The sequence below is a fragment of the Pseudomonas sp. VE 267-6A genome (assembly GCF_024126555.1).
Taxonomy (GTDB): Bacteria; Pseudomonadota; Gammaproteobacteria; order Pseudomonadales; family Pseudomonadaceae; genus Aquipseudomonas; species Aquipseudomonas palmensis.
Genome location: NZ_JAMYBY010000001.1, coordinates 181,933 through 194,731, shown reverse-complemented (window position 1 = coordinate 194,731; position 12,799 = coordinate 181,933). Strand labels below are relative to the sequence as shown.

At 63.7% G+C, this 12,799-nt stretch carries 10 protein-coding genes; 8 read left to right on the top strand and 2 right to left on the bottom strand.

Annotated features, from left to right (window positions below; genetic code table 11):
- The first annotated feature begins 224 nt into the window (after window positions 1-224).
- From gltB to NJH59_RS00805, 5 genes are all read left to right on the top strand, one after another.
- Window positions 225-4,670 (top strand): glutamate synthase large subunit, encoded by a 4,446-nt coding sequence (gene gltB, locus NJH59_RS00825; protein WP_078481687.1) that lies wholly within the window; start codon window positions 225-227, stop codon window positions 4,668-4,670.
- 33 nt (window positions 4,671-4,703) lie between these two features.
- Window positions 4,704-6,122: an FAD-dependent oxidoreductase gene (locus NJH59_RS00820; RefSeq protein ID WP_043859935.1), complete on the top strand. Its 1,419-nt coding sequence runs from the start codon at window positions 4,704-4,706 to the stop codon at window positions 6,120-6,122.
- A gap of 180 nt (window positions 6,123-6,302) precedes the next feature.
- A complete protein-coding gene (gene hemE, locus NJH59_RS00815; protein WP_043859934.1) occupies window positions 6,303-7,367 on the top strand; it encodes a uroporphyrinogen decarboxylase in 1,065 nt (354 codons plus the stop codon).
- A 147-nt stretch (window positions 7,368-7,514) separates the two neighbouring features.
- Complete coding sequence (locus NJH59_RS00810; protein ID WP_116052377.1) at window positions 7,515-8,015, top strand: hypothetical protein; 501 nt, start codon at window positions 7,515-7,517, stop codon at window positions 8,013-8,015.
- Window positions 8,016-8,102: 87 nt separating this feature from the next.
- Window positions 8,103-8,450, top strand: a complete 348-nt coding sequence (locus NJH59_RS00805; protein WP_043859932.1) for a YgiW/YdeI family stress tolerance OB fold protein — start codon at window positions 8,103-8,105, stop codon at window positions 8,448-8,450.
- A gap of 57 nt (window positions 8,451-8,507) precedes the next feature.
- Here NJH59_RS00805 and NJH59_RS00800 read toward each other — a convergent pair whose 3' ends face one another.
- On the bottom strand, window positions 8,508-9,677 hold the full coding sequence (locus NJH59_RS00800) for an MFS transporter (RefSeq protein WP_168186837.1): 1,170 nt from the start codon (window positions 9,675-9,677) through the stop codon (window positions 8,508-8,510).
- A 215-nt stretch (window positions 9,678-9,892) separates the two neighbouring features.
- Here NJH59_RS00800 and NJH59_RS00795 point away from each other — a divergent pair, with 215 nt between their 5' ends.
- Together NJH59_RS00795 and NJH59_RS00790 are read left to right on the top strand one after the other, a co-directional pair.
- Entirely contained in the window at window positions 9,893-10,792 is a 900-nt protein-coding gene (locus NJH59_RS00795) for a LysR family transcriptional regulator (protein ID WP_253086233.1), read from the top strand.
- A gap of 66 nt (window positions 10,793-10,858) precedes the next feature.
- Window positions 10,859-11,629: a ParA family protein gene (locus NJH59_RS00790; protein WP_043859929.1), complete on the top strand. Its 771-nt coding sequence runs from the start codon at window positions 10,859-10,861 to the stop codon at window positions 11,627-11,629.
- Here NJH59_RS00790 and trxC read toward each other — a convergent pair.
- Window positions 11,626-12,060 carry a thioredoxin TrxC gene (gene trxC / locus NJH59_RS00785; protein ID WP_054915555.1) on the bottom strand — a complete coding sequence of 145 codons (435 nt, stop codon included), beginning with the start codon at window positions 12,058-12,060 and terminating at the stop codon, window positions 11,626-11,628. The two genes, NJH59_RS00790 and trxC, sit on opposite strands and share 4 nt — an antisense overlap.
- A 155-nt stretch (window positions 12,061-12,215) precedes the next feature.
- Between trxC and NJH59_RS00780 the strand changes: the two genes are divergently transcribed.
- Window positions 12,216-12,701, top strand: a complete 486-nt coding sequence (locus NJH59_RS00780; protein ID WP_043860375.1) for a DUF4265 domain-containing protein — start codon at window positions 12,216-12,218, stop codon at window positions 12,699-12,701.
- Window positions 12,702-12,799: the final 98 nt, after the last annotated feature.

Genomic DNA, 12,799 nt, shown 5'->3' with positions numbered 1-12,799 from the left:
GACTCAAGCAATTCCGTTACCACGGATTCTTGTATAAAAACATTCAAAAATGCGACATGGATTTTCACTGATGCGTCAGTAAATTTGTGGGCTTCACTGTCGCTGTGCAACAATGGCATCCGTATTGCCCCCGCAAAGCTGACGTTCGTTCGGCGTGGATGGTAAGTGGTTGTATTAAAAAGAGATTTGCCTTGGTGAGAGGCGAACCTGGTGAGAAAGTGTCTATGAAAACAGGTCTGTACCATCCCGAAGAATTCAAGGATAACTGTGGTTTCGGCCTGATCGCCCATATGACGGGCGAACCCAGCCACCACCTTTTGCAAACGGCTATCCAGGCCCTGACCTGCATGACCCACCGTGGTGGGATCAACGCCGACGGCAAGACCGGCGACGGCTGCGGGCTGCTGATGCAGAAGCCCGATCGGTTCCTGCGGGCCGTGGCCCTGGAACAGTTCGGCAGCGAGCTGCCCCGCCAGTACGCGGTCGGCATGGTGTTCTTCAACCAGGACACCGCCAAGGCCGAAGCCGCGCGCGACAACATGAACCGCGAGATCCTCGCTGCAGGCCTGAGCCTGGTGGGCTGGCGCAAGGTGCCGATCGACACCAGCGTGCTCGGTCGCCTGGCGCTGGAGCGCCTGCCGCAGATCGAGCAGGTGTTCGTCGGTGGCGAAGGCCTGAGCGATCAGGAATTCGCGATCAAGCTGTTCAGTGCCCGGCGTCGCTCGTCGGTGGCCAACGCCGCCGATGCCGAACACTACATCTGCAGCTTTTCGCACAAGACCATCATCTACAAAGGCCTGATGATGCCGGCGGACCTCACCGCCTTCTATCCGGACCTGAGCGACGAGCGCCTGCAGACCGCGATCTGCGTGTTCCACCAGCGCTTCTCCACCAATACCCTGCCCAAATGGCCGCTGGCCCAGCCATTTCGCTTCCTCGCCCACAACGGCGAGATCAATACCATCACCGGCAACCGCAACTGGGCCCAGGCGCGGCGTACCAAGTTCGCCAACGACCTGATCCCGGATCTGGAAGAGCTCGGCCCGCTGGTCAACCGCGTGGGCTCCGACTCCTCGTCGATGGACAACATGCTCGAGCTGATGGTCACCGGTGGCATCGACCTGTTCCGTGGCGTGCGCATGCTGGTACCTCCGGCCTGGCAGAACGTCGAGACCATGGACCCCGACCTGCGCGCGTTCTATGAATACAACTCCATGCACATGGAAGCCTGGGACGGCCCGGCGGGCATCGTGCTCACCGAAGGCCGCCATGCCGTGTGCCTGCTCGACCGCAACGGCCTGCGCCCGGCGCGCTGGGTCACCACCAAGAACGGCTATATCACCCTGGCGTCGGAAATCGGCGTGTGGGACTACAAGCCCGAAGACGTCATCGCCAAGGGCCGCGTGGGCCCGGGGCAGATCTTCGCGGTCGACACCGAGACCGGCCAGATCCTCGACACCGATGCGATCGACAACCGCCTCAAGTCGCGCCACCCGTACAAGCGCTGGTTGCGCCAGAATGCCCTGCGCATCCAGGCCGACCTGAGCGACGACCAGGGCGTGGCCAGCTACGACGGCGACCAGCTCAAGCAGTACATGAAGATGTTCCAGGTCACCTTCGAGGAGCGTGACCAGGTGCTGCGCCCGTTGGGTGAGCAGGGCCAGGAAGCCGTGGGCTCGATGGGCGACGACACGCCGATGGCGATCCTGTCGCAACGCGTGCGTTCCACCTACGACTACTTCCGCCAGCAGTTCGCACAGGTCACCAACCCGCCGATCGACCCGCTGCGCGAAGCCATCGTGATGTCGCTGGAGATCTGCCTGGGTGCCGAGCGCAACATCTTCCAGGAATCCCCCGAGCACGCCTCGCGGGTGATTCTCAGCTCGCCCGTGATTTCGCCGGCCAAGTGGCGCTCGCTGATGAACCTCGACCGCCCGGGCTTCGAACGCCAGGTGATCGACCTCAACTACGAGGAAAGCATCGGCCTGGAAGCGGCCGTGCGCAACATCACCGAACAGGCCGAAGAAGCCGTGCGCAGCGGCAAGACCCAGCTGGTACTGAGCGACCGTCATATCGCACCCGGCAAGCTGCCGGTGCATGCGTCGCTGGCCGTGGGCGCCGTGCACCATCGCCTGACCGAACTGGGCCTGCGCTGCGACAGCAACATCCTGGTCGAGACCGCCACCGCCCGCGATCCACACCACTACGCGGTGCTGATCGGGTTCGGCGCCTCGGCGGTGTACCCGTATCTTGCCTACGAAGTGCTGGCCGACCTGATCCGCACCGGCGAAGTGCTCGGTGACCTGGACGAAGTGTTCAAGTACTACCGCAAGGGCATCTCCAAGGGCCTGCTCAAGATCCTCTCCAAGATGGGCATCTCGACCATCGGTTCCTACCGGGGCGCGCAGCTGTTCGAAGCCGTGGGCCTGTCCGAGGAAGTGGTCAACCTCAGCTTCCGTGGCGTGGCCAGCCGCCTCAAGGGCGCGCGCTTCGTCGACATCGAGAACGAGCAGAAGCTGCTGGCCGCCGAAGCCTGGAGCCCGCGCAAGCCGATCCAGCAGGGCGGCCTGCTCAAGTTCGTGCACGGTGGCGAATACCACGCCTACAACCCGGACGTGGTCAATACCCTGCAAGCTGCCGTGCAGCAGGGCGACTACGCCAAGTTCAAGGAATACACCGCACTGGTCGACAAGCGTCCGGTGTCGATGATCCGCGACCTGCTCAAGGTGAAAACCCTGGAGCAGCCGCTGGACCTGAGCGAAGTCGAGCCGCTGGAGGCCATCCTCAAGCGCTTCGACTCGGCGGGTATTTCCCTGGGCGCGCTGTCGCCTGAGGCCCACGAAGCCCTGGCCGAGGCGATGAACCGCCTGGGCGCGCGCTCCAACTCCGGCGAGGGCGGCGAAGACCCGGCCCGCTACGGCACCATCCGCAGTTCCAAGATCAAGCAGGTGGCCACCGGCCGCTTCGGCGTCACCCCCGAATACCTGGTCAATGCCGAAGTGCTGCAGATCAAGGTGGCCCAGGGCGCCAAGCCGGGCGAGGGCGGCCAGCTGCCGGGCGGCAAGGTCAACGGCCTGATCGCCAGGCTGCGCTATGCGGTGCCGGGCGTGACCCTGATCTCGCCACCGCCGCACCATGACATCTACTCGATCGAAGACCTCTCGCAGCTGATCTTCGACCTGAAGCAGGTCAACCCGCAGGCGCTGGTCTCGGTCAAGCTGGTGGCCGAAGCCGGGGTAGGCACCATCGCCGCCGGCGTGGCCAAAGCCTATGCCGACCTGATCACCATCTCCGGCTACGACGGTGGTACCGGCGCCTCGCCGCTGACCTCCATCAAGTATGCCGGTGCACCGTGGGAACTGGGCCTGGCCGAAACCCACCAGACCCTGCGTGGCAACGACCTGCGCGGCAAGGTGCGGGTACAGACCGACGGCGGCCTGAAAACCGGCCTGGACGTGGTCAAGGCCGCGATCCTCGGCGCCGAGAGCTTCGGCTTCGGCACCGCACCGATGATCGCCCTGGGCTGCAAGTACCTGCGCATCTGTCACCTGAACAACTGCGCCACCGGCGTGGCCACGCAGAACGAAAAACTGCGCAAGGACCACTACATCGGCACCGTCGACATGGTGGTCAACTTCTTCACCTACGTGGCCGAGGAAACCCGTGAATGGCTGGCCAGGCTGGGCGTGCGCAGCCTGGGCGAGCTGATCGGGCGGACCGACCTGCTGGAAATGCTCCCCGGTGAAACCGAGAAGCAGAAGCACCTGGACCTCAGCCCGTTGCTGGGCAGCCCGCACGTTCCGGCCGACAAGCCGCAGTTCTGCGAAGTGGACCGCAACCCGCCGTTCGACAAGGGCGTGCTGGCCGAGAAGATGGTGCAGATGGCCCTGCCGGCGATCCGTGACCTGGCCGGCGGCGAATTCGAGCTGGATATCTGCAACTGCGACCGCTCCATCGGCGCGCGGATCTCTGGTGAAATCGCCCGCCTGCACGGCAACCAGGGCATGGCCAAGGCGCCGCTGACCTTCCGCTTCAAGGGCACTGCCGGGCAGAGCTTCGGGGTGTGGAACGCCGGTGGCCTGAACATGTACCTCGAAGGTGATGCCAACGACTATGTCGGCAAGGGCATGACCGGCGGCAAACTGGTGATCGTGCCGCCAGCGGGCAGCCCGTTCGAAACCCAGCACAGCGCCATCGTCGGCAACACCTGTCTGTACGGCGCCACGGGCGGCAAGCTGTTCGCCGCCGGTACCGCGGGTGAGCGCTTCGCGGTGCGCAACTCCGGTGCCCACGCCATCGTCGAGGGCACGGGCGATCACTGCTGTGAATACATGACCGGGGGCTTTGTCTGCGTATTGGGCAAGACCGGTTACAACTTCGGTTCCGGGATGACCGGTGGTTTTGCCTACGTGCTCGACCAGGACAATAGCTTCGTCGACAAGGTCAACCACGAACTGGTGGAGATCCAGCGTATCAGCGGCGAGGCGATGGAGGCTTATCGCAGCCACCTGCAGCGCGTGCTGGGTGAATACGTCGAAGAAACCAACAGCGAATGGGGTCGTGAGCTCTGGGAAAACCTGGATGACTACGTGCGTCGCTTCTGGCTGGTCAAGCCGAAGGCGGCCAACCTGAAGAACCTGCTGTCCAGCACCCGTGCCAACCCGCAGTGATATGCGCCTGAAGAGTTTGATGAGGTTTTGAACATGGCTGAACGTCTGAGTAATGACTTCCAGTTCATCGAGGTCGGGCGCAAGGATCCGAAGAAGAAACTGTTGCGTCAACGCAAGAAAGAGTTCGTGGAAATCTACGAGCCCTTCAAACCCCAGCAGTCGGCCGAACAGGCCCACCGCTGCCTGGGCTGTGGCAACCCGTACTGCGAATGGAAGTGCCCGGTGCACAACTTCATTCCCAACTGGCTCAAGCTGGTGTCGGAGGGCAACATCCTCGCCGCTGCGGAGCTGTCGCACCAGACCAACACCCTGCCCGAAGTGTGCGGCCGGGTGTGCCCGCAGGATCGCCTGTGCGAGGGTGCCTGTACCCTCAACGACGGCTTCGGCGCGGTGACCATCGGCTCGGTGGAGAAGTACATCACCGACACCGCCTTCGCCATGGGCTGGCGCCCGGACATGTCCAAGGTGGTGCCCACCGGCAAGCGCGTCGCGGTGATCGGTGCCGGCCCGGCGGGCCTGGGTTGTGCCGACGTGCTGGTGCGCGGCGGGGTAACCCCGGTGGTGTTCGACAAGAACCCCGAGATCGGCGGCCTGCTGACCTTCGGCATCCCCGAGTTCAAGCTGGAAAAGACCGTGCTCAGCAACCGCCGCGAAGTCTTCACCGGCATGGGCATCGAGTTCCGCCTGAACACCGAGGTGGGCAAGGACGTCACCATGGACCAGTTGCTCGAGGAGTTCGATGCGGTGTTCATGGGCATGGGCACCTACACCTACATGAAGGGTGGCTTCCCTGGCGAAGACCTGCCGGGTGTGCACGACGCGCTGGATTTTCTGATCGCCAACGTCAACCGCAACCTGGGCTTTGAAAAGTCCCCGCAAGACTTCGTCGACATGAAGGACAAGAAGGTCGTGGTGCTGGGCGGCGGCGACACCGCGATGGACTGCAACCGTACCTCCATTCGCCAGGGCGCCAAGGCCGTGACCTGTGCCTACCGGCGTGACGAGGCGAACATGCCCGGCTCGCGCAAGGAGGTGAAGAACGCCAAGGAGGAGGGCGTGAAGTTCCTCTACAACCGCCAGCCGATCGCGATCGTGGGTGAAGACAAGGTCGAGGGCGTGAAGGTGGTCGAGACCCGTCTCGGCGAGCCGGATGCCCGTGGCCGTCGCAGCCCGGAGCCGATTCCGGGTTCCGAAGAGATCATCCCGGCGGACGCTGTGGTCATCGCCTTCGGTTTCCGCCCCAGCCCTGCGCCGTGGTTCGAGCAGTTCAGCATCCAGACCGACAGCCAGGGCCGTGTGGTGGCGCCGGAGCAGAACCGCTTCAAGCACCAGACCAGCAACCCCAAGGTGTTTGCCGGTGGCGACATGGTGCGCGGTTCGGACCTGGTGGTGACGGCTATCTTCGAGGGGCGCAATGCCGCCGAGGGGATTCTGGACTACCTGGAGGTCTGATCGGGCCTCTTCGCCGGCAAGGCTGGCTCCTGCCAAACCTGTAGGAGCCGGCCTTGCCGGCGAAGCTTTTAACTAAATCTATTGACCTACCACAGGTCGATAGACAAAAGGCACGGTTCATACCGTGCCTTTTACGTTGGTGTCTGAGAAAATGCCCCCACTTTTTTTCCGGATGCCGACATGACTGCCTTGAAGAACGATCGTTTTCTGCGCGCCCTGCTCAAGCAACCCGTAGACGTCACCCCGGTGTGGATGATGCGCCAGGCCGGCCGCTACCTGCCGGAGTACCGCGCCAGCCGCGCCAAGGCCGGTGACTTCATGAGCCTGTGCATGAACCCGCAGTTCGCCTGCGAGGTCACGATGCAGCCGCTGGACCGCTACCCGCTGGACGCCGCGATCCTGTTCTCGGACATCCTGACCATCCCTGATGCCATGGGCCAGGGCCTGTATTTCGAAACCGGCGAAGGCCCGCGCTTCAAGAAAGTCATCAGCACCCTGGCCGACATCGAGGCGCTGCCGATCCCCGACCCGCAAAAGGACCTGGGCTACGTGATGGATGCGGTCAGCACCATCCGCCGCGAGCTCAACGGCCGTGTGCCGCTGATCGGCTTCTCCGGCAGCCCGTGGACCCTGGCCACCTACATGGTCGAAGGCGGCTCGTCCAAGGACTTTCGCAAGACCAAGGCCATGCTCTACGACAACCCGCAGGCCATGCACCTGCTGCTCGACAAGCTCGCCCAGTCGGTGGTCAGCTACCTCAACGGGCAGATCCTGGCCGGTGCACAGGCCGTGCAGATCTTCGACACCTGGGGTGGCAACCTGTCGGCGGCGGCGTACCAGGAGTTCTCCCTGGCCTACATGCGCAAGATCGTCAGCGGCCTGATCCGCGAGCACGAAGGGCGCAAGGTGCCGGTGATCCTGTTCACCAAGAACGGCGGCCTGTGGCTGGAAAGCATTGCTGATGCCGGCGCCGACGCGCTGGGCCTGGACTGGACCTGCGACATCGGTGAGGCGCGCCAGCGCGTGGGCAGCAAGGTGGCCCTGCAGGGCAACATGGACCCGACCGTGCTCTACGCCAAGCCCGAGGCCATCCGCGCCGAAGTCGGGCGTATCCTGGCCAGCTATGGCCACGGTACCGGCCACGTGTTCAACCTGGGCCATGGCATCACCCCGGAAGTCGATCCGGAACATGCCGGTGCCTTCATCCACGCCGTGCACGAACTGTCGGCGCAGTACCACCAGTAACGGGCAACTGCCTGGCGGGTGCCGCGCATCGCGGCCCCGCCACTGACTTTTCACGCTCCCCCGCCGATCCGTCCTACTGCCCGTCCAAGCCCCCTCCCTTACCATTCCGACCTCGATGCACAGCCGTGCCATTCAAGGAAGGAACCCGTGCCCAAGGATACCCGCGCAGTACAGCATCCCCTGCTGGCGGCAACCTGCCAACGGCTTGCCGAGCACGGTGACAACCAGCAACTGACGCGTCAGGGCATCCGCCTGGCGTTGCTGTGTCCGGCGATTCTGATGTGCGCCGTGCTGGCCATCTTCGCGTTCCTGCTGGGTGTCGTGATCCCTGATGTCGTGCAGATATTCGCCCATCACCAGCAGGCGTTGCCGGCCACGATCCGCATTTCGATGGCGCTGAACGAGAGCGGGCAGCGCTTTGCGCTGCCGTTTGCCGGTGTGCTGGTCGCCGCCGGCGTGTTCGCACGGCTCGCGTTGCACGCACTGCGGCGTCGACTGAGGTGGCACGGTTTGCTGTCGGACGTAAGGGTTGAACGAGCCCTGGGCCTGTTTGAGCCATTGATGCTGGCGATGACGGGCGGTGTGATGCTGTTCATCGGGCTGGCCATCCTTATGCCGATTCTGAGCCTCACCGCGTTGCTGGCCTGATCGGGTTTCCCACCATCGCGCATTAAGCTTCAGTTCAGGCGTGGGGATTAACCTGAGCGCATCCCCACTTGAAACGGAATGCCCACCATGAAAACTCGTTACCTGGCTCTGCTGCTTGCCCCGCTGTTCACCACTGGCGCGATGGCCGCCGGCTACACCGGCCCTGGCGCCCAGCCGGTCACCACGGTCGCGGCAGCCAACGACGCCGCCGACGACACTCCGGTGGTACTGCAGGGCTTTGTGGTCAAGAAGCTCAACAACGACGACAAGTACGAATTCAAGGATGCCAGCGGCACCATCACCGTCGAGATCGACAACGAAGACTTGCCGGCGGTGGCCTTCAACGACAAGACCAAGGTCAAGCTGACCGGTGAGGTCGAGAAGAACCTGATGTCCCGCGAGATCGATGTCGACCTGGTCGAAATCATCAACTGAACAGCTTCGCCGGCAAGGCCGGCTCCTGGTAGGAGCCGGCCTTGCCGGCGAGGGGTATCAGCCCTTCACATTCCCCGGCAGCGCCGGCAGCTTGCTCAGGTGCAACGCCACCAGCAGTGCGATCACCAGCAGGCTGCCGATGAACAGCCCGATGCCGTTCCACCCACCGTAATGCCAGAACACCCCGCCTGCCGTGCCCGCCACGCTCGACCCCGCGTAATAGCTGAACAGATACAGCGAAGAGGCCTGCCCTTTGGCCGTGAGCGCACGCCGGCCGATCCAGCTGCTGGCCACCGAATGCGCGCCAAAGAAGCCGAAGGTGAACACCAGCATGCCGACGATCACCAGCACCAGGGGCGAGAACAGCGTCAGCAGCAACCCACCGAACATCAGCAGGATGCTCATCCAGAACACCTTGCGCCGCCCCAGCTTGTCCGACAGTGCGCCGATCTGCGCCGAGCTGTAGATGCCTGCCAGGTACACCACCGACAGCAGCCCCACCAGCGCCTGACTCATGTGGTACGGCTCGGCGAGCAGCCGGTAGCCGATGTAGTTGAACAGCGTGACGAAGGCGCCCATCAGCAGGAACGCTTCCAGAAACAGCCACGGCAGCCCGGCGTCGCGAAAGTGCTGGGTGAAGCCGTTCAGCAGGCTGCGCGGGTTCATCGAGCGTGCACTGAAGTTGCGCGACTCGGGCAGGATCCTCCAGAACACTGCCGCCGCGACCAGTGCCAGGCCGCCGATCACCAGCATCGCGGTGTGCCAGCTGACAAAGTCGATCAGTACCCCGGTGATCAGGCGCCCGCTCATGCCGCCGATGGCGTTGCCGCCGATGTACAGCCCCATGGCCAGGCCGATGTGCTGCGGATGAATCTCTTCGCTCAGGTAGGTCATGGCCACCGCCGCCAGCCCGCTCAGCGACAGGCCCACCAAGGCACGCATGGCCAGCACGCCGTGCCAGCTGGGCATCAATGCGCTGGCGATGGTGCACAGCGCGGCGCAGAACAGGGCGAACACCATCACCGGCTTGCGCCCGACGCGGTCGGAAATCGGCCCGGTCACCAGCAGCCCGAACGCCAGCAGGCCGGTCGACACCGACAGCACCAGGCTGCTCTGGGCGGCATTGATGGAGAACTCGTGGGACAGCAGCGGCATCATCGGCTGCACGCAGTACAGCAGGGCGAAGGTGGCAAAGCCGCCACAGAACAATGCCAGCACCGTGCGCATGAACGCAGGGGTGCCTTTCTCGATCCAGCTTTCGTTCAGGGGGGCGGCGGTGTTCGCCGGGGCAGGGGGCAGCTCATGGGCAACAGCAGTTTTCACGGGGACCTCGAAAGGGGCACGGCCTCGCAGGCAGTGAAAAAAGCATATAGCTGGCTATTGATCTTTTCCAATATATTGTTCGACCTGTTTAAGAGGTTTTACGACCTATTGGAGTTGCCATGGAACTGCGCCACCTTCGCTACTTCATCGCCGTGGCCGAAGAGCTGCATTTTGGCCGTGCCGCACAGCAACTGGGCATCTCTCAACCGCCGCTGAGCCAGCAGATCCAGGCCCTGGAGCAGGAGCTGGGTGCACGCCTGTTCGAGCGTACCAACCGACGGGTGGCACTCAGCGAAGCCGGCCGGCTGTTTCTCGACGAGGCGCGCCAGGTGCTGGCGCAGGTCGACAAGGCCGCCGACGTGGCGCGGCGTGCCCAGCTCGGCGAGCTGGGTGAGATGAAGATCGGCTTCACCTCCTCGGCGCCGTTCAACTCCAGCATCCCCAAGGCCATCAATGCGTTTCGCCAGCGCTTCCCGGCGGTGCACCTGAACCTCAAGGAAATGAGCAGCCGCGACGTGGTGGATGCCTTGCTCGACGAGTCCATCGAGGTTGGCCTGATGCGCCCGATGAGCGTGCCCGATGGCGTGGTGATCACCGAACTGTTCCGCGAGCCGCTGGTGGCGGTGCTCAATGCCGCGCACCCGCTGGCCCAGGGCAACGAGCAGGGCCTGCCGCTGGCGGCCCTGGCCCAGGAGCCGTTCGTGTTCTTCCCGCGCAGCTACGGCAGCGGCCTGCACGCGCAGTTGCTCAGCCTGGCGCGCTCGGCCGGCTTCAGCCCGCACTTTGCCCAGGAGGCAGGCGAGGCCATGACCATCATCGGCCTGGTATCGGCGGGGCTTGGGGTGTCGGTGCTGCCGGCGTCGTTCAAGCGCATGCGCATCGACGGGGTGGCGTACCGCACCTTGCTCGACGCCGACGCGGTGACAGCGGTATGGCTGGCGCAGCGGCGCGAGGACGTGTCGGCGATGGCCCGGGCGTTCACCGAACTGTTGATCCGCCAGGCCCAGGCGCAGGGCTGAAAGGCACTGGCTAAACCGGCGCAACCCTCACATACTCGGTAGTTCCTTTCACATGGAGGTCTGTTCATGCGGCGCGTGGTGTTCAATCAGAAAGGTGGCGTGGGCAAGTCGAGCATTGCCTGCAACCTGGCGGCCGTCAGTGCCAACGAAGGCTATCGAACCCTGTTGATCGACCTGGACGCCCAGGCCAACTCGACCCAGTACCTCACCGGCCTGACCGGCGAGGACATTCCCATGGGCATTGCCGACTTCTTCAAGCAGACCCTGTCCTCGGGGCCCTTCGCCAAGAAGAACAAGGTCGACATCTATGAAACCCCGTTCGACAACCTGCATGTGGTGACCGCCACGGCAGAGCTGGCCGACCTGCAGCCCAAGCTCGAGGCCAAGCACAAGATCAACAAACTGCGAAAGCTGCTGGACGAGCTGTCCGACGATTACGACCGCATCTACCTGGACACCCCGCCTGCGCTGAACTTCTATGCGGTTTCAGCGTTGATCGCCGCCGATCGCGTATTGATCCCCTTCGACTGCGACAGCTTCTCGCGTCAGGCGCTGTACGGCCTGCTGGCCGAGATCGAAGAGCTCAAGGAAGACCACAACGAGGGCCTGGAAGTCGAGGGCATCGTGGTCAACCAGTTCCAGGCGCGGGCCAGCCTGCCGCAGCAGATGCTCGACGAACTGATTGCCGAAGGCTTGCCGGTGCTGCCGGTGTACCTCAACAGCTCGGTGAAGATGCGCGAGTCCCACCAGGCCAGCCTGCCGCTGATTCACCTGGAACCGCGGCACAAGCTGACCCAGCAGTTCGTCGAACTGCATACGCTGCTGGAAAATGCCTAGACCCCCTGGCTGCGCAGCCATTCCAGCAGTTGCTGGAGTGGGAAGGCGCCGCTCTGGCGCGCCACTTCGCGGCCGTTCTTGAACAGGATCAGGCTGGGAATGGAGCGTATGCCCAGTTGCCCGGCCAGTTGCTGATTGGCTTCGCTGTCGAGCTTGGCCAGGCGGCAGCGTCCGGCCAGTTGGCCGGCGGCCTGTTCGAAGACCGGGCCGAACGCCTTGCAGGGCCCGCACCAGTCGGCCCACACATCGATCAGCAATGGCAGGTCGCCCTTGATCTGGCTGGCGTAGTCGCCCTGTTTCAATTCGAATGGCTTGTGCAACAGGACCTCACCCTTGCAGCGCCCGCACTTGGGTGCGTCCCTCAGGCGTGCGGCGGGGATGCGGTTGAGGCCGTTGCAGTGGGGGCAGGGGATGTGGAGGGGGTCGGTCATGGTGGGAGTCCGGATGCGTCAGGTGATATTGGGTATCTGGAGGTGATGAGGGTGGATTGCAAGATGCCATAGCCTGCCAGATAAGCCAGCGATGCTGGCGAAGAGGCTGTAATGGTTTAGCATGCGGCCTTTCTGAACAGGCCAGGGACAGACCGATGGATTGTCAGCATTCACCGCACATTCGCGTATTCGTCGACAGAAAGAAGAACGGCGAGCCGGTGTTCGAAAGCGTGCCGGTGCGCGAAGTGGGCGAACATACCTATGAACTGCTGTCGTCGCCGGGGCTGGCGCTGAACATGGCGCGCGGCGACATCATCTGCACGGCCATCCCCGATCAGCATGTCGAGGTGGTGCGCCGGGGTGGCAATTTTTGCATTCATATCTACGCCAACGAGCTGCCCCAGGATGCCGTCGACACGCTGGAAAGCGAGGTGCAGACGTTGCTGGGCGGCACGCTGGACGGTCGCTACAAAGGCAACCTGACGCTGGCAGTGCCGGCGAGCAATGGGTTCGAGGCGATTCGCCCGGTGTTCGACCGGTTTCGGGAGGCGACGGGGGTGCAGTGGTATTACGCCAACATCTACCAGAACCTCGATGACGACGAGGATGAGACGTTGCTGAACTGGTGGGTCGACAACTGAAGCTGCGAGCGCTGCGCGCTCTATCGCGGGTCAAGCCCGCTCCCACAAGAACACCGCAGTACCTGTGGGAGCGGGCTTGACCCGCGAAGCAGGCGCTG